This window comes from Actinospongiicola halichondriae, from assembly GCF_049103745.1.
Lineage (GTDB): Bacteria > Actinomycetota > Acidimicrobiia > Acidimicrobiales > Salinilacustritrichaceae > Salinilacustrithrix > Salinilacustrithrix halichondriae.
In genome coordinates this window covers 1,054,449-1,074,904 of sequence record NZ_CP171622.1, presented here as the reverse complement: position 1 = coordinate 1,074,904, position 20,456 = coordinate 1,054,449, and the positions used below count along the sequence as shown (strand labels likewise).

Here is a 20,456-nt window from a genome sequence, read left to right as displayed (position 1 = left end):
ACGAGGCTACCGACGTGACGGCGACACGATGCCGTGGCCTAGAGGAAGAAGTCGCTCAGCTTGGCGCTGAAGTAGACCGCCGGGAGCACGAAGAGGAGGGCATCGAAGCGGTCGAGCAGCCCTCCGTGACCGGGGAGCACCGACCCCATGTCCTTGATCCCGAGATCACGCTTGATCATCGACTGACACAGATCGCCGAGCGGGGCGACGATGGCCACCGTCAGCCCGAGCACGAATCCGTCCCCCAACGTCCCGAGCGGCTCGGAGAGGAAGCCATAGATGATCCCGACCGAGAGGGCGCAGACGAAGCCGCCGATCAGCCCTTCGATGGTCTTGTTCGGGGAGGCTGCGGAGAAGGTGGACGTCCCGATGCCCCGGCCCACGAAGTAGCCGCCGACGTCGTAGCCGACGGTGGCGAGGATGGCGCCGAAGAGGATGCCCTTGCCGGCGTAACCCACGCCTTCGCCGCCCTGCACACTGAGCAGCGCCGCGGCGAAGGAGCCGAAGACACCGACCCACACGAACCCGAGCAGCGTCACACCGATGTTCAGCGTGGCCTGTCCCTTGCCGGCGCCGATCAGGAACCACAACATCGAGCCGGCGAGCATCAGGAACATCGCGACGGGGATCGCCGCCTCGCCGCGGTGATAGGCCCCGATGACGACACCGGCGGTACCGACGACGCCGAGGAGCGTCGCCGGCTGGTAGCCCAACTCGGTCACCTTGGTGAAGAACTCCGCCGCGGCCAGCGTGACCACGGTGACCACGAGGATCGTCGCCCATGCCGGTCCGAGGATGAACAGGATCGCGGCGACGGCGATGAGGCCCACGCCGACGATGGCGGCTTGGCGGATGTCTCGATCGCCCCCCACGCCTGCGGCGGCGGTGCCACGGGCTCGGGCCGGAGCGCCGGGGGTCACCCGTCCACCACCGACGACGATCTTGCGGGGATCGCCGGGATCGTCGATCTCGTCGTCGTAGTACTCGGCGGCGTCGTCGTCGTAGAACTCCTCGGGAGCGCCTTCGTCGAAGACCGACCGGCCTGGTGTCGGATCGGCGATCTCGTCGAAGCTGAAGAAGTCCTCGGGGTCGGGGCGATCCGACTCGTCGAGTGCGCCGATACGGGTGTCGTCGTCCCCGAAGGTGCGGACGTCCTGCTCGTCGGACCAGGCGTCGTCGCCGTCGCGCCACCGCGGCGCTCCAGAGGAGAGTGCGGACCACTCGGAGTCCGAGGTCGCGGCCGGTTCGTCGTCGAAGAGGCTGCCGCCGATCGCGCCGAACTCGCCCGTGGGCGGGTCGGACCAGTGTGGGAGGTCGGGCGCCGGTTCCTCGACGTCACCTGCGGTCGACGAGAGCGGGAACCGGAGCACCGGCTCTGGTGCGTCGGCTGGTGGTCGGCGCGGCCGATCACCGGGCCGGGGATCGTCAGGTCCGCGGCGACGAGCGATGTCGTCGCGTTCGAGCGCGGCCTCGGCCTCGTCGGCGCCGATGATCCGCACGCCCTCGGGATCGGGGCGACGGGGCTCGTCAGGGTTTGCGTCGTCAGTCATAGGGGGTTCACCTCCGGCGACTCAGACCTCGAGAAGCTCCTGCTCCTTCTGGTCGAGTGCCTTGTCGATCTCGGCCTCTCTCGACTGCGTGACCTTGTCGAGCTCCGCTTCGGCTCGACGCAGGTCGTCCTCGGAGAGGTCGCCGTCCTTCTGGAGTGCTTCGAGTTCCTGGCGCGCCGCCCGACGCTGGTTGCGGATCTGGACCCGGCCGTCCTCGGCCTTCTGCTTGACGACCCGTACGAAGTCCTTGCGTCGTTCCTCGGTGAGCTGCGGGAAGAGGAGGCGGATCACCGCGCCGTCGTTGGCGGGGTTCAGACCGAGGTCCGACTGCTGGATGGCCCGCTCGATGTCGGCCATCGCACCCTTGTCGAACGGCGTGATCACGAGCGTCCTGGCCTCGGGCACGCTGAATCCGGCCAGCTGTTGCATCGGCACCTCGGACCCGTAGTACTCGACGGTCATCTTCTCGACGAGCGCCGGCGATGCACGGCCGGTACGGATGGTCGAGAAGTCGGCACGGGTGTGCGACACGGTCGCGGCCATCTTCTCGCGGACGTCGTCGAGGATGAGCTCCACCATCTCGTCACTCACGAGACACCTCCGGCGGCGAGTTGCGAGGCTCTGCCGAGCAACTCGACAGAGAGGAGGCCCCCCAGGGGCCGACGAACGACGGTCACGAAACCAGCGTACCGATCGCCTCACCCGACAAGATGGACCGCACGTTGCCGGGCGTCATCAGGTCGAAGACCAGGATCGGCAGGTGGTTGTCCATGCACAGCGTGATCGCCGTGCTGTCCATCACGGCGAGGCCACGATTCAGCACGTCGAGATAGGACAACTCGTCGATCTTGGTCGCGTCGGGATCCTTGTGCGGATCGGCGGTGTAGATGCCGTCGACGCCGGAGTGCGAGCCCTTGAGCACGGCCTCGGCCTCGATCTCGACGGCACGGAGCGCCGCCGTCGTGTCGGTCGTGAAGAACGGGTTGCCCGTGCCTGCGGCGAAGATGACGACACGGCCCTTCTCGAGGTGCCGGATCGCCTTGCGACGGATGTAGGGCTCGGCGACCTGGGCCATGTGGATGGCGGTCTGCACCCGGGTCGGCTGGCCCTTGCGCTCCAGGATGTCCTGGAGCGCGAGGCCGTTCATGACCGTCCCGAGCATGCCCATGTAGTCGGCCTGGGCACGATCCATGCCCTTGCCGGCACCGGTCATGCCACGCCACAGGTTGCCGCCACCGACGACGACGGCGACGTCGACGCCCATGCGGCGGCAGTCGAGGACCTCTTCGGCGATCTGGCCGACGGTGTCACCGTCGATGCCGAACCCGGCCTCTCCGGCGAACGCCTCGCCCGACAACTTGAGCAGGACCCGCTTCCAACGGGTCTCGGGCACGGGTTCGTCGGGCGTGGGGGCTGGCGGCAGATCGGTCGAGGACACGATCAGGCGCCGATGACGACCTGTTCGAACTTCACGAGCTTGGCGTCACCGAGGAGCTTCTCGATCGTCTGCTTCTCGTCACGGACGAACTTCTGCTCGATGAGCACCTGATCCCGGAACCAACCGCCGAGCTTGCCTTCGACGATCTTCTCGAGCGCCGCCTCGGGCTTGCCCTCCTTGCGGGTGATCTCGGTGAGCGTCTCACGCTCCTCGTCGATCGCCGCCTGCGGGACCTCGTCGCGGGTGAGGTACGCCGGCTTGGTGAAGGCGATGTGGATCGAGATGTCGTGGGCGAGGTCGGCGTCGCCGCCCTCGAGGACGGTGATGACACCGTTGACGCCGCGTCCGTCCTGGACGTGGACGTAGGTGTCGATGACGGTCTCGGCCGACTTGGCCACGTGGGTCACCGAGCCGAGCTCGATGTTCTCCTTGAGCGTGACCTTGAGGTCGTCGATCCGGCTCTGGAGCCCGTCGGCGGCCGAAGGGCCACCGGCAGCGACCGCGTCGGCGATCGCCTGGGCGAGAGCGACGAAGTCGTCGGACTTGGCCGAGAAGTCGGTCTCGGACTTGAGCTGGATGATCGCTGCGCCGGCATCGCTGTCGGCGACCGCCACGACGCCTTCGACGTTGTCTCGGTCGGCGCGGGTCGCGGCCTTGGCCAGACCCTTCTCACGCAGCTTCTTCGCGGCTGCATCGAAGTCGCCTTCGGCCTCGACGAGCGCCTTCTTCGCGTCCATCATGCCGGCGCCAGTGGCCTGGCGGAGCGCCTGGACGTCCTTCGCGGTGAACTCGGCCATCGAACTCAGGCCTCCGTGGTGTCAGGGGTGGTCTCGGGAGCGGCCTCGGCCGGCGCCTCATCGGCGGCGGGGGCCACGGCAGCAGCCGTCTCGGCGGCAGCAGCCTGCTGATCGGCCGCGGCAGCCGCGACCTCTTCGGGAGCGGCGTTGGCGACCGACGGCGCGGTGGGAGCACCGGCGAGGCGGGCTTCACGGGCCTTGGCCTCGGCCAGGGCGAGGCGGCGGGCCTCGGCCTGCTCGGCCGCGACCTTGTCCTCGTCGAGCAGGCTGCGGGCCTGGTCGGCCTCGGCCTTGCGCGACGCCATGTAGCGACCCTCGGCGACGGCGTCGGCGATCACGCGGCACATCAGGGTGCCCGAGCGGATGGCGTCGTCGTTTCCGGGGATCACGAACTGGACGGTGTCCGGGTCGCAGTTGGTGTCGACGACGGCCACGATCGGGATGCCGAGCTTGTTGGCCTCGGTGACGCCGATGTGCTCCTTCTTCGTGTCGAGGATGAACACGGCGTCGGGCTGGCGCTCCATGCCGGCGATGCCGGACAGGTACTTCTCGAGCTTGTCGAGCTCGCGGCTCTTCTGGAGGGCCTCACGCTTGGGCATGGCCTCGAACTCACCGGAGACCTTCATGCGTCGGTATTCCTGCATCTTGGCGACGCGCTTCGACATGGTCTGGTAGTTGGTGAGCATGCCGCCGAGCCAACGGTGGTTGACGTAGGGCATGCCGCACTTCTCGGCGTAGGACTGCACGGCGTCCTGCGCCTGGCGCTTGGTGCCCACGAACATGATCGTGCCGCCGTCGGCGACGAGGTCGCGGACGAAGGTGTAGGCGGTCTCGATGCGATCGAGCGTCTGATCGAGATCGATGATGTAGATGCCGTTGCGCTCACCGAAGATGAAACGCTTCATCTTCGGGTTCCACCGGCGGGTCTGGTGACCGAAGTGGACTCCGGCTTCCAACAGCTGCTTCATCGTGACGACGGCCACGGGTACTCCTCTTGTTGCCCCTCGGTTGAACTGCCGCCAGGCCGGCGCACCGGCCCCGGAAGGGACGCTGCGACCGTGGGGTGACCCGACGGGAGGATTGGTTGCTTCGTTGCGGCTCGGGCGGACGCCTGGGCCGACGGGCCAGTGTAGGGACCCCCGGGCCTGCGGGGAAACCGGGTCGGGTCGGCGCGACCGGATCACGGCGGCGTCGAGGCCACCATGGAGGCGAGGACGGCGTTCTCGACGAACGAGATCGTCTGCGGAACGAACGCGCCGACGACCGACTCCCGGAACCTGCGGCATCCGGGATCGCGACCGGCCAGGGCGAGGGCGAGTTCCCGGGTCGTGGACGCCGCACCGGGCAGGTCCCCGTGCGCACCGGGCCCGCGGAGATCGACCAACGCTGCGGGGTGACCCGGAACCGTGGTCTTGTCGCCGGTGACGACCAGGTCGCCCACGGCGCCGATCGTGCGGAAGTCGACGCCGTCGGGCACGCCGTCGCGCTCGAGTTCGAGCATCACGGTCGACGTCTCGGCCATCTGCAGGACCGACGGCGCATCGGAGTCCACGCCACCGTTCGTCCACTCGGCGACCGGAGCGAGCAGGCCGTGCACGAGCGGGTCTGCGAGGAGCGCCCCGGTGCCGAGGTCGACCCCGCGATGTGGTGACCCGATGGTGACGACGGACCCGAGGAGGTCGAGTCGACCCCGCTCCTCCAACTCGAGCAACGCCAACCGGACCACGATCCCACCCTGGCTGTGCGCGAGCAGGTCGATGGGGGCACCGGGGCGGGCGGCCGCTGCGGCCTCGACCAGGTCGGCCAGCGCGACGCCGTGGAGACGGAGGTCGGTGAAGGTGTCGTCAGCCGTGTAGTCCCTGGTCAGGAGGGATGTGAGGGCGCTCCCACCGGGTTCGTCCGGCGGCGTACGGCCGCCCGCATAGCTGAACCGGGCGACGTCGTCGTCGGCGTAGCCGAGCTCGCTGGTGGCGATGTCGTCGACGGCGGCCGAACGCGAATCCGACCCGTAGCCGGCCACGAGCAGGGCCACGTGGTCGGCGGCGGGGCGCACCGGCGTCTCGATGGCATCGTCCGTACAGTCCTGCAGTCGCTGCTCGAGGAGCGACCGCATGCCGTCGACGACGATGCTCGACGGATCGAGTTGGCGCAGGACGTGGACGGTGCCCAACGCCCGCTCGACTCGACGTTCGGCGAGGTCGGTGCCCCACTCGACGGCACGGCGGACCAGTCCCTTCTCCCGCACTGTCCGCGTGAGGGCGATCCGCTCTCGGAGCAGCCCCTCGTCGGTCGGCGGCCGCGGTTCGTCGTGAGGCACGAGCCGGACGCGGACCTCGACGACGCCGAACAACGATGCCGGGTCGAGGTACACGTCGCCGTCGCGCACCCCGAAGTGGAACCCGACTCCCCCGGTGCCGACGATGTCGCCGGCCGACACGTCGACCCCCCGACGTACGACGACCGACTCCAGGAACGAATAGCTGGTCCGCAGCCCGTCGGCGTGCAGCACGGTCACATGTCGGGTCCCCGCCACCCAACCTGCGAACACCACACGGCCGGGCGCCGCCGCATGAACCGGCGTCCCCGGCGGGAGTTCGTAGGTGAGGCCCCGATTGCCCGGCCCGTAGGCCGACTTCGGCGGGCGGAACGGGTCACTGATCGGTGCGTCGACCGGCGGTCGGTACGTGACGACGTCGTCGGCTCCTGCCGGGACGGCGCTCTGGACGACGACTGCCGCCACGAGCGCGAGCACGCACGCTCCACTCCGGATGCCCATGGGGCTTCCTCCTGCTCTGATGCCGGGGGAAGCGGAGTGGGTCTAGGCGAGTTCGCGGTCGGCGGCGGCCATGCGAGAGCGCAGCTGCAGGATCGCCTTGGTGTGGATCTGACAGACGCGGCTCTCGGTGACGCCGATGACATCGCCGATCTGCGCCAGGGTCAGGCCCTCGTAGTAGTAGAGGGTGAGCACGACCTTCTCGCGTTCGGGCAGTCGCTCGACCGCCTCGCTCAGCAGGCCGCGCATCTCCTGGACCTCGAACAGGTCGCCAGGGCCTTCGTCGTCGGCGGCAATCGTGTCGCCCAGCGTGGCGCCGCCCTCGCGGTCGGACGATCCCACGAACTCGTCGAGCGCGATGACGCCGACGAAGGAGATCTTCGACAGTGAGGTCTGGAGTTGATCGACCGTCATGTCGAGTTCGTCGGCGACCTCGTCCTCGGTCGGCGCACGGTGGAGCTTGGCCTCGAGCTTGGCGTAGGCGGTCTCGATCTGGCGGGCCTTGGCCCGCACCGACCGTGGCACCCAGTCGATCGAGCGGAGCTCGTCGAGGATGTTCCCCTTGATCCGGGAGATCGCGTAAGTCTCGAACTTGAAACCACGCTCGGGCTCGAACTTGTCGATGGCGTCGATCAGCCCGAACAGTCCGTAGGACACCAGATCGGCCTGCTCGACGTTCTGGGGCAGGCCGACGCCGACACGACCGGCCACGTACTTCACGAGCGGCGAGTAGTGGACGATCAGTTGGTCGCGGGCGCGCTGCGATCCGCCGGCCTTGTAGGTCGCCCACAGACGATCGACGTCGGCAGTCGCTCTGGCATGTACTGCGGAGTCGGTCACGAACGGCCCTCGGCACGGGGATGTGTTGCTGCCAGCACCGCGCGAAGGCGGCCAGCACTGACGTGAGTGTACCGCTGTGTGGTCTGCAGGTCGCTGTGACCCAACAGTTCCTGCACGACACGCAGATCGGCGCCCCCGTCGAGCAGGTGCGTGGCGAACGTGTGTCGCAGTGCGTGGGGGTGGGTGGGCTCGACAGCACGACGGTCGAGGATGCGACGACAGTCCCGTGGCCCGAGCGCGCGGCCCCGCAGGTTGAGGAAGACCACGTCGGTGGGTGATTCCGGCGTCTCGAGCTCGGCACGGCCGCGCTCGAGCCACGCGGCCAGCGCCGTCGCCGCCGACGGGGTGATCGGGAGCTGGCGCCAGTTGCTGCGCTTGCCCAACACCCGGATCGCGCACGCGTCGAGGTCGACCTCGGACCGCAGGAGCCCACAGACCTCGGCCACGCGGAGTCCGCTGCCGTAGAGCAGCTCGAGCACGGCGTCGTCACGGAGTCGACGGTGCGGCGGGTCGTCGTCGCCCTCGGCCCGGGGGCCGTCGAGCAAGCCGTCGATCTCCTCCTGCCGCAGCACCCGCGGCAGCCGACTCGACCCGGCCGGTGGCCGCAGGCCGAGCGTCGGGTCCACCACGACGTGGCCGCGACGCACCAGCCAGCGGAAATACCGCCGCAGCGCGGCGACCCGGCGGGCGATCGTGGAACGGGCGTAGTCGCGGGTGCCCAGGTGCGCGACGTAGCGGCGCAGGTGCCGGCGGTCGATCTGGCCGACGTCGTCGACCCCATGGCGCTCGGCGAAGCCGATGAACGCCTCGACGTCGTGGCGGTACGCGTCGACGGTCGCCGGCGAAGCATCGGTGAGGGACCGAGCGAAGTCATCCACGTACCAGGGCACCCGGTCACCGTACCGAGCCCCTGTCCGCGTCCGGCGCCATCCCCGACGTCGGAACCCGCCGATAGCCATCGGGCTCGCGCTCGACGACGCCGGTGAGCTCGAGCGTGGCCAACCGCGCCGCGACCTCGGTGAAGGGCAGACCCGTGGCGGCGACGATGTCGTCCAACGACGTCGGCGTCCACGCCACGGCGTTGGTGACCGGATCAGCGCTCAGGAGCGGCGCAGGCTGGCGCTCGTCGGGGGCTCCCGCCGGGAAGGCGTGCACGCCCAACGCCACGAGGACGTCGGTGGCGTCGCGCACCACGAGACAGCCGTCGGCCAGCAGCTGGTTGGTTCCGGCCGACGTCGCGGCCTGTACGGGTCCTGGCACCGCGCCGACGTCGACCTGACGTTGGATCGCCGACTCGACGGTCGACATCGAGCCACCGGTGCGCCCCGACTCGACCACGACCACCAGGCGGGAGAGCGCAGCGATCACCCGGTTGCGCGCCGGGAACCGCCATCGCTCGGCGGTCGTGCCGATCGGCGCCTCGGACACGAGAACGCCCGCCGACGCCACCTCGTCCCAGAGGGCTCGATGGCGACGGGGGTAGACGACGTCGAGCCCCGTCGCCACCACGCCGATCACCGGACCGCCGCGGTCGAGCGCACCCCGATGGGCGGCGCCGTCGATGCCCAGTGCGAGCCCGGACACGACGCCGACTCCCGCCGAGGCGACGCCTGCGCCCAGCGCTCGAGCCGTCGATGTGCCGGCCGCCGAGCACCGACGTGTCCCCACGATGGCGACCGACACGGCGGCGAGCAGCTCCGGGTCGCCTCGCACGAACAGCAGCGGCGGTGGCTCGGGATCGTCGACCAGCGTCGGGGGCCAGTGGGCCGAACCCGGTGCGATGATCTCGACGCCCGCCTCCCGGTGTGCAGCAACGACTGCGTCGGCGTCGATGGAGGCGGCCGCGGACCGCCATCGCTCGGCCAGCGCGACCCGCGACGCTGCCGCCGACCGGAACCGCACGTCGTCGAGGGCGCCTCGACGAACGGCGTCCCAGGCCCGATCGGCCGAGCCGAACGCGTCGAGTAGGTCGCGGCAGGCGCGACGGGCCGAGCGCCGGCAACGCGAGGAGCCCGACCAACGATGCCGGGGCCGTCACGACGCCACCGCTGCCGACTCGCCGACGGGCACCCGCAAGGCTGCCGCCGCGGCCACGTGGTCGACGTCGAGCGCTCCGTCCTGCTCGGCCAGGTCGGCGATCGTGCGTGCCACCCGACGCACCCGCTCGACACCTCGTGCGGTCAACGTGCCTCTTCGCACCAGGTCCTCGAGGAGGGTCGCCGATCTCGGGGTCAGCGGCGCGACCACGTCGAGCGCAGGCCCGTGCAGGCTGGCGTTGACTCCGTGGCCGCGCGCATCGGCACGACGACGAGCGGCGAGTACCCGGCCGGCGACCACAGCGGTCGGCTCCCCGTCGGGAGCGCCGAGCAGGTCGGCGGCATCGGGCCGGCCCACGTGCAACCGGAGGTCGAACCGGTCCAGCAGCGGGCCGGACAACCGCCGTGCGTAGCGGGCCAGGCCTGCTTCCGAGCACCGGCAGCCGGTGGCCGTCGGCCCACACGGGCACGGGTTGGTCGCGGCGACGAACTGGAACCGGGCCGGATAGGCCACCGTCCCCCGCGCCCGACTCACCCGGACCCGACCCTCCTCGATCGGCTGTCGAAGGGCGTCGAGGACCGTCGGTGGGAACTCGCCCAGTTCGTCTGCGAAGAGGACGCCGCGATGCGCCAAGGAGATCTCGCCCGGCCGCATCGCCGTGGTCCCCCCGCCGATCAGGGAGACCGCCGAGGCGGTGTGGTGCGGCGCCCGGAACGGTGGCCTGCGGATCAACTCCCCCTCGACGGGAACGCCGGCAGCGGAGTGGATCGACGTGACCTCGAGCGCGGCATCGTCGTCGAGGTCCGGGAGCAGCCCGGGCAGCCGGCTGGCGAGCAGCGTCTTGCCGGCCCCGGGCGGGCCGCTGAGCAGGAGGTGGTGTCCGCCGGCGGCGGCGATCTCGAGCACCTGGCGGCCGACGGGTTGACCGCGGACGTCGAGCAGGTCGGGCAGCGGCGGAGGCTCCCGCGGGGGCTCGACGGGCGGATCGCTCCACGGCGCCTCACCGCGCAACGCCCGGACCACACGGCCCAGGTCGGGTGCGCTGCGCACCTCGATGCCGGGCACCAACGCCGCCTCGCTGTGGGCCGACGCACCGACCACGACGCCCTCGACCACGCCGCGCAGTGCGGCCACCAGCGGCACCATCCCCCGCACCGGTCGAACCGAGCCGTCGAGGCCGAGTTCGCCGAGGAAGGCCCACCGCTCGGTCGACTCGTCGGGCACCTGTCCGACCGCCGAGAGCACGCCGATCGCGATCGCGAGGTCGAGCGAGGTGCCCAGCTTCGGGAACGCCGACGGTGCGAGGTTGATCGTGAGTCGCCGCATCGGCCACTCGAACTCGCTGGACAGCACCGCCGACCGCACCCGATCGCGCGCCTCGCGGCACGAGGCGTCGGGGAGGCCGACCATGGTGAACGAAGGAAGGCCGTTGCCGACGTGCACCTCGGCACGGACGCAGCGACCCTCGACGCCGAGCAACGACGAGGACTGGATGATGGCGAGCACGGAGCGTCTCCCTGGTGCGGCCCTTCCGGGCGGCGGGGACGGTCGTGACGCCGACGCATCGAGCGGGCCGGAGTGAACCGGCCAGTGATGACTCTAGATCAGGGGTGCTGACACTGTCTCCCGGCGGCGGCCGGGAGACGGATCACCGCCCTCGGAAGTTCGGTTCCCGCTTCTCGACGAACGCGAGGAACGCGTCGGCCGTGTCCTTCGAGACGAGCGTCACCGACTGCGAGCGGGCCTCGTCCTCGAGCGCTTGGGCCAACGTCACGTGGGTCGAGTTGTTCAGCATCTTCTTGCTGAGGCTGAGCGCGATCGGAGGTCCGGCGGCCAGACGAGCGGCCCAGTCGTCGACGAACGCGTCGAGTTCGTCGGCGGGGACGACCCGGTTCACCAGGCCGAACTCCGCCGCCTCGGCAGCGGAGAGGATCTCGGCGAAGAACGTGAGCTCCTTGGCCTTGTGCAGACCGACCATGCGAGGCAGGAACCACGACGAGCCACCGTCGAGCGCGAGGCCGCGCTTGGAGAAGATCTCGCTGAAGCGGGCGGCGTCGGACGCCACGATCAGGTCGCACGCGAGGGCCAGCGAGCAGCCGGCGCCGGCGGCGACGCCCGGGACCTTGGCGATGGTCGGCTGGGGCAGGTCGTGGAGCCCCTGGATCGCCCGGGCCACGGTGCGCATCGCGGTGAGCTGGTGCGGCGGGGCCTCCTCGCCGGGGGGCGCCCACAGGTCGGCACCGGAGCAGAAGTCCCCGCCGGCCCCGGTCACCACCACGGCACGGACCGACGGGTCGCGGGCGATCTGGTCGAAGTGATCGCCCATCTCGACCCACATCGGGGCGATGACGGCGTTCTTCTTCTCGGGGCGGTTCAGCGTGACGGTGACGATGGCCCCGGCCCGCTCGATCTGCAGCTCTTCCATCGATCGGACGATACTCATGGGGCATGGGCTTCAACCCGAACCGTCCGCAGAAGCGTCGTGACAGCGACCTGGTCTTCGTCGCGGCAGGCCTGGTGGTCGCGCTCCTGCTCGTGCTCTGGGCCTTCTTCGGATAGGTCGCTCAGAAGCAGTTCTCGATGATCTCGACCTGCCCGCGCAGGACCGAGACGACGTCGAAGCGCAGGGTCCGTGCCCGCTCGCCGGAGTCGGCACAGAACCGTTGCGCGAGCTTTCGGATCCGACGCTGCTTCGCCGGGGTCACGGCCTCGGCCGGCACGCCGAAGCGATCGGACGAACGGGTCTTCACCTCGGCGAACACCAGGACGCCGTCGCCGCGGAGCACCAGGTCGAGTTCCCCCTCGTTGCATCGCCAGTTGCGCGCCACGACCGTGTATCCCTCGGCCTCGTAGCGGCGCACCGCCAACCGCTCGCCGTGCGCTCCCAGCTTCTGGCGGCCGACGGTCACGGTCGAGCCTCAGGTCTTCTTGCGGAAGGCCTCGAGGTCGAGGTCGGCCTTGGGGAGCTCTTCGATGTTGACGTCCTTGAACGTCACGATCTGCACCTTGGAGACGAACCGAGTGGTCCGGTACATGTCCCACACCCACGCATCGCGCAACGTGAGCTCGATGAACGGCGTCCCGGACTCGTCACGCACGACCCGGTCGACCTCGTTCGCGAGGTAGAAGCGGCGCTCGGTCTCGACGACGTACGCGAACGTCGGGCTGATGTCCTTGTACTCGCGGTACAGCTGCAGTTCGATGTCGGCCTCGTACTGCTCGAGGTCGTCGGTGCTCATGCGGGCACCGTAACCCGCAGGGGGTGACAGCGTCGGCGACTAGAGATAGGCGAGGCGGCCGGGCGGCCAGACGCGCGCCAACGCACGTCCGACGATCGACTCGGCCGGCACCGGCCCGAAGCTGCGACTGTCCTTCGAGTTGGTCCGGTTGTCACCCATGACGAACACGTGGCCGTCGGGGATCTGGGTCGCGGGGAACTCCGAGGTGACGACGGTGTCGTCGAGATAGGGCTCGTGGAGGTGCCGGCCGTCGACGTAGACACCGTCGGCGCGGCCCTCGACGGTCTCGCCCGGCAGACCGACGACACGCTTGATCAACTCGGAGTCCTCCGGGCGCACGACGCCGACGGCCTCGAGCGCGTCGCGACCGAGCCGCAGCACGACGAACGAGTCGTCCTCGCCGGCCACGCCCGCAGGATCGTCGAACACGACGATGTCGCCCCGACGCACGTCGTGGAGCTCGTACGCCGTACGGGACACGACGACCCGATCGCCTGCGGTGAGCTGCGGTTCCATCGATGCGGACGGGATGAAGAACGCCTGGGCGACGAACGCCTTGATGAAGATGGCGATGACCGCCGCGATGACGACGAGGACGGGGATCTCGACCAGCAGTCGCCAGGGGGACGTGCCGTCGGCCTCGTCAGGATCGAGCGGACGCAGGGCAGCGTCGGGCTCGCCCGAACGCATCCCCCGCCAGTCGATCATGTGTGGTCCGAGACTGCGTGAGCGCTCGGCGCCAGGATCAGAAGTCGCGCTTCTCGCGGACCTTGGCCCGCTTGCCGATGCGATCGCGCAGGTAGTACAGCTTGGCCCGGCGCACGTCGCCGCGGGTGACCACGTCGATCTTGGCCACGACCGGCGAGTGGACCGGGAAGGTCCGCTCGACGCCGACGCCGTTGGAGAGCTTGCGGACCGTGTAGGTCTCGCGGACACCAGCGCCCTGGCGCTTGATGACGACGCCCTTGAACTGCTGGACCCGCTCCTTGTTGCCCTCGACCACGCGGACGTGCACGTTGAGCGTGTCGCCGGGGGCGAAGTCGGGGATGTCGTCGCGGAGGTTGGCGCGGTCGACGAGATCGGTGGGGTTCATGGCAAGGCTCTGTTCGTCAGAATTGGGTCGGCCAGATGGGTCCAGGGACACCCGGACCGGCGAACGGGACAGTGTAGATGCGCGTCACCCGCCGCCACCAACCGGTCGCTCGACGAGGGCGTCGACCTCGTCGACGAGACCGAACTCGGCCAGCACCGTGCGGTCGTGTGTGTCGAGGCCTCGGTGTCGCAGCAGGTCGGGACGGTTGCGCGCCGTCCGCACCAGCGACTCGGCATGCCGCCAGCGCTCGACCCGGCCGTGGTCGCCCGAGCGGAGCACGTCGGGCACGGCGTGGCCGCGGAACTCCGCCGGTCTCGTGTACTGCGGGTACTCCAGCAGACCGGACGAGAAGGACTCCTCCGTCGCACTGGAGTCGTTGCCCATCACCCCGGGGACCAGGCGGCCGACGGCTTCGAGCACCACCATGGCGGCCACCTCGCCACCGGCGAGCACGTAGTCGCCGATCGACAACTCGCCGTCGCACCAGTGGTCGACCACGCGCTGGTCGACGCCTTCGTAGCGCCCGCACAGCAACGAGAACCCGCCGGACGCGGCGAGCGTGCGGGCCCGGTCCTGGTCGAGCGTGTCGCCCCCCGGACCGAGGAGCAGCAGCGGGCGGGGAGGGTCCGCAGCCTCGATCGCCGCGACGAGCGGTTCCGGCTTGAGCACCATCCCTGCGCCGCCACCGAATGGCGAGTCGTCGACCGTCCGGTGCACGTCGTCGGTGTGCGCCCGCAGGTCGTGGGCGCGGACGTCGAGGAGACCGCTGGCCTGCGCCTTGCCGAGCAGGCTCTCGCTCGCGAACGACGTCACGAGGTCCGGGAAGATGGTGAAGACGTCGATGCGCACGGGTTCGCCACGCTACGACGGCGCAGGCCTCCGCGCCCGATCGCCGCTCAGGGGTCGACGGTGACCGTGGCGACCATGTCGGGGTGGAGGCTGCAGAACAGCGAGTACTCCCCCGGCGAGTCGAAGCTCACGGCGTAGTTCGACCCCGGATCGAGGAGTCCGGAGTCGAAACGGTCCAATGACGGACTCGACGGCGTCCCCGCCGTCACGGTGTGTGGCACCGAGTCGACGTTGCTGAAGAACAGCGACTGTCCGACCTCGGTGCGCAGATCGCCACCGAAGAGGAAGTCCGAGATCAGCGACTGCTCGGCACCGGCGGGGAAGTCCGACCCCCGACTCTGTCGGGAGTCGAGCATCTGGTCCTCGGAGGTCTGGGGAGCGATGGTGTCGTTCCACATGCCGAACACGCCCAGCTGGTTGTCGTGCTCGGGGGCGACCCAGGCATGGATCATCCAACCGAGCGCCGCCGAGAAGCTTCCTCCACCGGCCTCGCACTCGCTCTTGGGCACGAACGTGTCGCGACCCTGCGCGTTGCCGCGGCAGAGGTTGTAGTGGATGTGCCAGTTGTCGAGTGGTCCGGCAAAGGTGTCGGGGTGGTCGTCACCGATGACCTGCGGCGGGATGATGAACGAGGTTCCGACGAGCTTCATGGGCTCGCCCTCCCAGACGCCGTCGCGACACTGGCCGACGGGCCCGTCGGGGACCGAGCCGTCCGCGAGCGTGTAGAGCAGGATCTCCGGCCGCGACGGATCGAAGCCGTCGGCGATCCACTCGGCCTTGTAGAAGTGCGAGCCCATGTTCGGGGTCTGGATCCGGTCCGAGGTGAACCCCTCGGCGCAGGCCGAGTCGACGTCCTCGTGGGCGACGGCGAACGCCCGCAGTTCCTGGAGCTGGCCGACGAGCTCCTCGAGCTCGGCATCGGTCATCTCGAGCTCGGGTGGGATCGGATCGCCGCTCTCGTGGAGCGCCACGAGTTCGTCCATCGAGCACGGCAGGTCCGACTGCAGGCACCGGACCTGGTCGCCGAGTGGGCCCTCGACCAGCGTGGGGACGACACCCTCGCTGTGCTCGCGGAACACGTAGCGCGAGTAGCCGGGCGCGCCGCCGGCGGAGAACTCGAGACCCTCGGGGAACTGCGCGTCGGCACCGGCCTGGTCGAACGCCGCCGCCTCTGCGACGTAGGCGTTGAGTTGCTCGACGGTCGCGGTGTCGATCGACGTGGTCGTGGTCTCCGACGCCTCGAGGTCGTCCGACCCCCCGCACGCAGCAACCACCAGTGCGCCCGCGCCGATGAAGGAAAGTATCCGCTTCACGTCTCGATGTCCCCTCTGCACCATTTGGCGCAATGTCAGCCCCAGGCCGTCGCTCAGGGTATCAGTCGAGGTCGAGCAGCCCGTCGGGGGGAGCGATTGCGATCGACGAGTCGTCGACCGACGTCACGAAGGGCATCGGCACCAGGATCGACCCGTCGATCTCGACCATGTCGTAGGCCGGGTTCTCTGCGATGGCCGTGCAGGTGCCGACGACGGTGCCGTCTTCCAGCACGACGTCGAGGCCGATCAATTCGTGGATGAACCACACGTCGGGGTCGTCGATGGCCTCGGCACGCAGGACCAGACCATGGAGCGCGTCGGCGTCCTCACGCGACGCACAGCCCTCGAACTGGACGCGCCAGCGATGCTGGTGCGGGACGGCCGAGACCACGGTGAGCGGCCCTCGATCGGTCTCCAGGACGGAGCCGGCGTCGAGTCGCTCGGTGCGATCGGTCGTCAACGACACGATCACCTCACCGCGCAGCCCATGGGGCTTCGCGATGCGGCCGACCTCCAGGAGTTCCGTCACCATCTCGCTTCACACGGTCGCGGCGGAGCCGCAGACCCTGTGCACGGCTCAGTCAGCGAACTCGACGTCGACTTCGGCGTCGTCCTTGGCCGCAGCGGCCCGGACGACGGCGCGGATGGCCTGCGCGGTGCGACCACGACGGCCGATCACGCGGCCGGTGTCGCCGTCACCGACGGTGACCGTCAGCTCGTAGCGACCGTCGTCACCGTCGACGTCGATCTCGACGGCGTCGGGATCGGAGACGATCGACTTGCAGATGTACTCGCACACGGCGACAGCGGTCGGGATCTCCGTGCTCATGCGTCGGCGGCCACGGGAGCGGCGTCGTCAGCAACCGGGGCGTCGTGGCCCTTCTGGTACTGCTCGGCGCCCTCGGGGGCCTTCTCGCCCTTGAGTTCGGCCATCGCACCAGAGATCGTCAGCAGCTTGCCGACGGTCTCGGTCGGCTGGGCGCCGTGGCGGAGCCAGTGGACGGCCCGCTCGTTGTCGACCTTGATGATCGACGGCTCGTGCCGTGCGTCGTAGTGACCCAGGATCTCGATGAAACGGCCGTCGCGCGGGGAGCGCGAGTCGGCGGCGACGATGCGATAGGTGGGCTGCTTCTTCTTGCCCATCCGCATGAGGCGGAGCTTGACGGCCACAGGTGCTCTACTTTCGAGGGTTCTGGTCTCTTCGGGGGTGTTGATCGAACGGCGCGCTCGGGTGAGGAACGCAGCGGACCAGTCTGCGTGTTTCAGGGCGCGGACCGCAACCTGACGACGCCGAAGCCCCGGATCAGGCGTCCGTCAGCCGCCGGAGCACGGCCACGGCGGGCAGGTCGCCACCGAGGTCACGCTCGGTCGAGAGGTCGACGAGGCGCCGGGCGATGGCCGGCGAGGACCCTGCGAGCGCGGCCGCCAGATCCTCCTGCTGGCCGTCGTCGAGTGCACCGATGAGCGCCACCAGGTCGTCGAGCGCGTCGGCCGCCGTCACGTGGTCGACGATGCTCTCGAACACGTCGGGTCGGGTCAGCACGGGCGACGAGGCCACGGTGGCCACGTCGGCGGGGTCGAGGCCCGCGAGGATCGGCAGCAGCCGGTCCCAGGCGTCGAGTTCGGCCACGGCGGCGACGACGTCGGTGATCAGGAGGTCGCCGGAGCCGACCACGACCTCGATCGTGCGCGTCACCTGCGGGCCGGAGAGCTCGGACACCATCACGACGGCCTGGTCGAGGACCCCACCACGGACGGCGGCCTCGACCACGGCCAGGAGCCGCCCGTCGTCGAGCAACTCGAAGATCTCCGACAGTCGGTCACGACTCTGGGCGACGATGGCGATGCGGATGAGTGCGTCGTCGTCGATGATCTCGAGCATCGGCGGGATCAGCCCGATGTCGACGACGTCGATGAACCGGGCCAGCGTGTCGAGGTCCCCGCGCTCGTAGAGTTCGCGCCCGACCGGCACGGCGACCCGCTTCGTCATCGCGAGGAGCACCGGCTGCGCCGAGACGGTGTCGAGGGTGCGGCACAGGTCGGCGAGGAACGGCACCGAGAACGACCCGACGATCTTGCGGGCGTGGCCCGGCTCGATCTCGGCCGCGATCTTCGAACAGATGAGCGGGCCGACCGCCTTCTCGCCGATGGTCGCCAGGATCGGCTTGGGGAGCAGTTTGCTGACCGCAGCCATCGACCGGAAGGTCTTGCGATGCCGGGCGGCGAGCGATTCGGCGACGGCCATGCGAAGACGCCGGACCTCGTCGGGTGTGAAGTCGGCCAGGAAGGTGAGGTCGTCGTCGCCGAGGTCGAGTTCACGGCGGAGGTGACCGAGCTCGGCCAGCGCCGCGAGCTCACCCACGGGAGCCGCCCAACATCTTGAGCACGCGCCCACGCAATGGCCGGGGGATGAACCCGAGGGCATGGTCGACCGCGGCGCGCAACTCCCGGTCACGGTCCTTCGCCGCGCGCTCGATGGCGGCGACGAGCGAGCGCCGCTCGGCCACCGATGCTGCGCCGAGGAACGCGCACGCGTCCTCGTCGAGGCCGACGACGCCGGCGATCTCCCCCACCGTGGCCATGTGTCGCCCGGTCCTACTGGTCGAGGCCCGGGAGCGAGAACGGCTTCTTGTCGCCGCCGGCCGGGGTCGTGCGTCCGCCCTTGGGGGTCGTACGACCGCCGCCCTTGCCCTTCTTCTTCTTGTTCTTCTTCTTCATCGCCCGACCGGCCAGGCCCGGCATGTTCTTCATCATCTTCTGCATCTCCTGGAACTGCTTGACCAGTTGGGAGATCTGCCCGACGTCGCAGCCGGAGCCGGCGGCGATGCGAGCCCGACGCGAGCCGTCGATGATGGAGGGATCGGTGCGCTCGGCCCGGGTCATCGAGTGGATCATCCCCTCGATGCGCGAGATCTCCTTGTCGTCGATCTCGACGTTCTTCACTTCCTTGGGGATGCCGGGCATCATCCCGAGGAGGCTCGAGATCGAGCCCATCTTCTTGACCTGCTGCATCTGTTCGAGGAAGTCGTCGAAGGTGAAGTGGCCGTCCATCAGCTTCTGGGCTGCGGCCTCGGCCTCCTTCTCCTCGAACACCTCCTCGGCCTTCTCGATGAGGGTCAGGACGTCGCCCATGCCGAGGATGCGGCCGGCGAGGCGGTCAGGGTGGAAGAGGTCGAAGTCGTCGAGCTTCTCGCCGGTCGAGGCGAAGGCGATGGGCTTGCCCACGACCTCCTTGACCGACAGTGCGGCGCCGCCACGGGCGTCGCCGTCGAGCTTGGTGAGGATGACGCCGTCGAGCGCCAGGGTCTCGTTGAAGTTCTCGGCGACCGTGACGGCGTCCTGGCCGGTCATCGCGTCCACGACGAGGAAGGTGTAGTCGGGGCTGGTGGCCTCGGAGATCTGGCGGACCTGCTCCATCAACTCGGCGTCGATCGCCAGACGACCCGCGGTGTCGACGATGACCACGTCCTTGCCGAGACGACGCGCCTCGTCGATGCAGTCCTTGGCGACGGCGACCGGGTCACCGGTCCCCGACGCGACGATCTCGTCGCTGGCCGAGAAGACCGACACGTCGATCTGGCCGGCGAGGGTGCGGAGCTGTTGGACTGCGGCGGGACGTTGGAGGTCGGCGCCGACGAGGAGCGGGTTGCGACCCTGGCTCTTGAACCAGCGTGCGAGCTTCGCCGAGTTGGTCGTCTTGCCCGAACCCTGGAGCCCGGCCATCAACACGACGGTGGGCGGCTTGGAGGCGTAGGAGATCTTGATCGTCTCGCCGCCGAGCGACTCGACGAGCTCTTCGTTGACGATCTTGACGACCTGTTGGCCCGGGTTCAGGGCCTGGCTGACCTCGGTGCCGATCGAGCGCTCACGGATGCGGGCGATCAGGTTCTTGACGACGGTGAAGTTGACGTCGGCCTCGAGCAGTGCGAGGCGGATCTCCCGCATCGCCTCGTCGACATCGGCCTCGCGCAGCTTCCCCTTGCCGCGGATGCCGCTGAAGATCGTCTCGAACCGGTCGCTGAGTGCCTCGAACATGGACGGACGACTCTATCTCTCGTCGGGTTGCGGTCAGTTGGTGCTGACGGTGACCCGGTTGTCCACCGCGGCCACGCCGACGACCGCGCCCGCAGTCCGGCCGAGGTCGCCCCGGGCGGTCTCGTGCGGGACCTCGCCGGTCAGCGTCACCCGGTTGCCCTCGACGGTGACCACCGGCTGGGGCAGGTGCCAGGTCCGCGGCGAGTCCGCGAGTTCGTACCGGACGGTCTCGCCCAGGTCGCCGGCGGCCGAGGCCGCGGACGCATAGCCGTCGGACAGGCGGGCGCGGAGCTGCTCACCACTGGTGGGAGCGACCGCCATCCCGACGCCGACGCCGGCACCGAAGGCCAGGAGGCGACTGATCCCGACGAAGCGAACCGTCTTGAACGTCGTGGAGATCGTTCCGAAGACGAGCCGGAAGGGCAGCGTGATGAGCTTCCAGAGCAGCCAGATCATCACACCATCCGATCACACATCGACCCGTCACACATC

At 69.5% G+C, this 20,456-nt stretch carries 23 protein-coding genes and 1 pseudogene; all 24 read right to left on the bottom strand.

Features of this window, described 5'->3' with window-relative positions; all coding sequences use genetic code 11:
- Positions 1-38: 38 nt before the first annotated feature.
- The 24 genes and pseudogenes from AB8619_RS05490 to AB8619_RS05375 all read right to left on the bottom strand — a co-directional run bounded on the left by AB8619_RS05490 (position 39) and on the right by AB8619_RS05375 (position 20,420).
- Positions 39-1,550, bottom strand: a complete 1,512-nt coding sequence (locus AB8619_RS05490; protein WP_436795453.1) for a phosphatidate cytidylyltransferase — start codon at positions 1,548-1,550, stop codon at positions 39-41.
- 21 nt (positions 1,551-1,571) lie between these two features.
- Positions 1,572-2,129 carry a ribosome recycling factor gene (gene frr / locus AB8619_RS05485; protein WP_436796348.1) on the bottom strand — a complete coding sequence of 186 codons (558 nt, stop codon included), beginning with the start codon at positions 2,127-2,129 and terminating at the stop codon, positions 1,572-1,574.
- 94 nt (positions 2,130-2,223) lie between these two features.
- Positions 2,224-2,943: a UMP kinase gene (gene pyrH, locus AB8619_RS05480; RefSeq protein WP_436796347.1), complete on the bottom strand. Its 720-nt coding sequence runs from the start codon at positions 2,941-2,943 to the stop codon at positions 2,224-2,226.
- Positions 2,944-2,990: 47 nt separating this feature from the next.
- Positions 2,991-3,785, bottom strand: coding sequence for a translation elongation factor Ts (tsf, locus tag AB8619_RS05475; RefSeq protein WP_436795452.1), 795 nt, complete (start codon positions 3,783-3,785; stop codon positions 2,991-2,993).
- 5 nt (positions 3,786-3,790) lie between these two features.
- Complete coding sequence (rpsB, locus tag AB8619_RS05470; RefSeq protein WP_436795451.1) at positions 3,791-4,768, bottom strand: 30S ribosomal protein S2; 978 nt, start codon at positions 4,766-4,768, stop codon at positions 3,791-3,793.
- 197 nt (positions 4,769-4,965) lie between these two features.
- Complete coding sequence (locus AB8619_RS05465; RefSeq protein WP_436795450.1) at positions 4,966-6,561, bottom strand: peptidoglycan DD-metalloendopeptidase family protein; 1,596 nt, start codon at positions 6,559-6,561, stop codon at positions 4,966-4,968.
- Positions 6,562-6,603: 42 nt separating this feature from the next.
- The gene (gene whiG, locus AB8619_RS05460) at positions 6,604-7,398 is read right to left on the bottom strand and encodes an RNA polymerase sigma factor WhiG (protein WP_436795449.1); all 795 of its coding nucleotides are present in this window, start codon (positions 7,396-7,398) and stop codon (positions 6,604-6,606) included.
- On the bottom strand, positions 7,395-8,288 hold the full coding sequence (locus AB8619_RS05455; RefSeq protein WP_436795448.1) for a tyrosine-type recombinase/integrase: 894 nt from the start codon (positions 8,286-8,288) through the stop codon (positions 7,395-7,397). The genes whiG and AB8619_RS05455 overlap by 4 nt, the downstream gene beginning before the upstream one ends.
- A gap of 4 nt (positions 8,289-8,292) precedes the next feature.
- Positions 8,293-9,300, bottom strand: coding sequence for a DNA-processing protein DprA (dprA, locus tag AB8619_RS05450; protein ID WP_436795447.1), 1,008 nt, complete (start codon positions 9,298-9,300; stop codon positions 8,293-8,295).
- A 132-nt stretch (positions 9,301-9,432) separates the two neighbouring features.
- Positions 9,433-10,941 (bottom strand): YifB family Mg chelatase-like AAA ATPase, encoded by a 1,509-nt coding sequence (locus AB8619_RS05445; RefSeq protein ID WP_436795446.1) that lies wholly within the window; start codon positions 10,939-10,941, stop codon positions 9,433-9,435.
- A gap of 142 nt (positions 10,942-11,083) precedes the next feature.
- Positions 11,084-11,860, bottom strand: coding sequence for an enoyl-CoA hydratase (locus AB8619_RS05440; protein ID WP_436795445.1), 777 nt, complete (start codon positions 11,858-11,860; stop codon positions 11,084-11,086).
- Positions 11,861-11,999: 139 nt separating this feature from the next.
- A complete protein-coding gene (locus AB8619_RS05435) occupies positions 12,000-12,344 on the bottom strand; it encodes a YraN family protein (RefSeq protein ID WP_436795444.1) in 345 nt (114 codons plus the stop codon).
- Positions 12,345-12,353: 9 nt separating this feature from the next.
- Complete coding sequence (locus AB8619_RS05430) at positions 12,354-12,674, bottom strand: DUF2469 family protein (RefSeq protein ID WP_436795443.1); 321 nt, start codon at positions 12,672-12,674, stop codon at positions 12,354-12,356.
- A gap of 39 nt (positions 12,675-12,713) precedes the next feature.
- The gene (gene lepB, locus AB8619_RS05425) at positions 12,714-13,382 is read right to left on the bottom strand and encodes a signal peptidase I (RefSeq protein WP_436795442.1); all 669 of its coding nucleotides are present in this window, start codon (positions 13,380-13,382) and stop codon (positions 12,714-12,716) included.
- 37 nt (positions 13,383-13,419) lie between these two features.
- Entirely contained in the window at positions 13,420-13,767 is a 348-nt protein-coding gene (rplS, locus tag AB8619_RS05420; protein WP_436795441.1) for a 50S ribosomal protein L19, read from the bottom strand.
- Positions 13,768-13,851: 84 nt separating this feature from the next.
- Positions 13,852-14,616, bottom strand: coding sequence for a tRNA (guanosine(37)-N1)-methyltransferase TrmD (trmD, locus tag AB8619_RS05415; RefSeq protein WP_436795440.1), 765 nt, complete (start codon positions 14,614-14,616; stop codon positions 13,852-13,854).
- A gap of 47 nt (positions 14,617-14,663) precedes the next feature.
- Entirely contained in the window at positions 14,664-15,929 is a 1,266-nt protein-coding gene (locus AB8619_RS05410) for a cupredoxin domain-containing protein (RefSeq protein ID WP_436795439.1), read from the bottom strand.
- A gap of 61 nt (positions 15,930-15,990) precedes the next feature.
- A complete protein-coding gene (gene rimM / locus AB8619_RS05405) occupies positions 15,991-16,458 on the bottom strand; it encodes a ribosome maturation factor RimM (RefSeq protein ID WP_436795438.1) in 468 nt (155 codons plus the stop codon).
- A 48-nt stretch (positions 16,459-16,506) separates the two neighbouring features.
- Positions 16,507-16,758, bottom strand: a complete 252-nt coding sequence (locus tag AB8619_RS05400) for a KH domain-containing protein (protein WP_436795437.1) — start codon at positions 16,756-16,758, stop codon at positions 16,507-16,509.
- Between the two features lie 80 nt (positions 16,759-16,838).
- Positions 16,839-17,099 (bottom strand): annotated as a pseudogene (gene rpsP, locus AB8619_RS05395) (30S ribosomal protein S16); the annotation flags it as partial.
- 133 nt (positions 17,100-17,232) lie between these two features.
- Positions 17,233-18,291, bottom strand: a complete 1,059-nt coding sequence (locus tag AB8619_RS05390) for a hypothetical protein (protein WP_436795436.1) — start codon at positions 18,289-18,291, stop codon at positions 17,233-17,235.
- Entirely contained in the window at positions 18,284-18,511 is a 228-nt protein-coding gene (locus AB8619_RS05385; protein ID WP_436795435.1) for a hypothetical protein, read from the bottom strand. The genes AB8619_RS05390 and AB8619_RS05385 overlap by 8 nt, the downstream gene beginning before the upstream one ends.
- Before the next feature lie 13 nt (positions 18,512-18,524).
- Positions 18,525-19,964 (bottom strand): signal recognition particle protein, encoded by a 1,440-nt coding sequence (gene ffh / locus AB8619_RS05380; protein ID WP_436795434.1) that lies wholly within the window; start codon positions 19,962-19,964, stop codon positions 18,525-18,527.
- Positions 19,965-19,997: 33 nt separating this feature from the next.
- Entirely contained in the window at positions 19,998-20,420 is a 423-nt protein-coding gene (locus tag AB8619_RS05375; protein ID WP_436795433.1) for a YtxH domain-containing protein, read from the bottom strand.
- Positions 20,421-20,456: the final 36 nt, after the last annotated feature.

Excerpts from the sequence above, each read along its gene's own strand:
- ffh (WP_436795434.1), bottom strand. The coding sequence starts at position 19,964 with ATGTTCGAGGCACTCAGCGACCGGTTCGAGACGATCTTCAGCGGCATC.
- AB8619_RS05465 (WP_436795450.1), bottom strand. The coding sequence starts at position 6,561 with ATGGGCATCCGGAGTGGAGCGTGCGTGCTCGCGCTCGTGGCGGCAGTC.
- AB8619_RS05490 (WP_436795453.1), bottom strand. The coding sequence starts at position 1,550 with ATGACTGACGACGCAAACCCTGACGAGCCCCGTCGCCCCGATCCCGAG.
- AB8619_RS05440 (WP_436795445.1), bottom strand. The coding sequence starts at position 11,860 with ATGGAAGAGCTGCAGATCGAGCGGGCCGGGGCCATCGTCACCGTCACG.
- AB8619_RS05400 (WP_436795437.1), bottom strand. The coding sequence starts at position 16,758 with ATGAGCACGGAGATCCCGACCGCTGTCGCCGTGTGCGAGTACATCTGC.
- lepB (WP_436795442.1), bottom strand. The coding sequence starts at position 13,382 with ATGATCGACTGGCGGGGGATGCGTTCGGGCGAGCCCGACGCTGCCCTG.
- AB8619_RS05430 (WP_436795443.1), bottom strand. The coding sequence starts at position 12,674 with ATGAGCACCGACGACCTCGAGCAGTACGAGGCCGACATCGAACTGCAG.
- tsf (WP_436795452.1), bottom strand. The coding sequence starts at position 3,785 with ATGGCCGAGTTCACCGCGAAGGACGTCCAGGCGCTCCGCCAGGCCACT.
- frr (WP_436796348.1), bottom strand. The coding sequence starts at position 2,129 with ATGGTGGAGCTCATCCTCGACGACGTCCGCGAGAAGATGGCCGCGACC.
- AB8619_RS05375 (WP_436795433.1), bottom strand. The coding sequence starts at position 20,420 with ATGATCTGGCTGCTCTGGAAGCTCATCACGCTGCCCTTCCGGCTCGTC.
- rplS (WP_436795441.1), bottom strand. The coding sequence starts at position 13,767 with ATGAACCCCACCGATCTCGTCGACCGCGCCAACCTCCGCGACGACATC.
- AB8619_RS05385 (WP_436795435.1), bottom strand. The coding sequence starts at position 18,511 with ATGGCCACGGTGGGGGAGATCGCCGGCGTCGTCGGCCTCGACGAGGAC.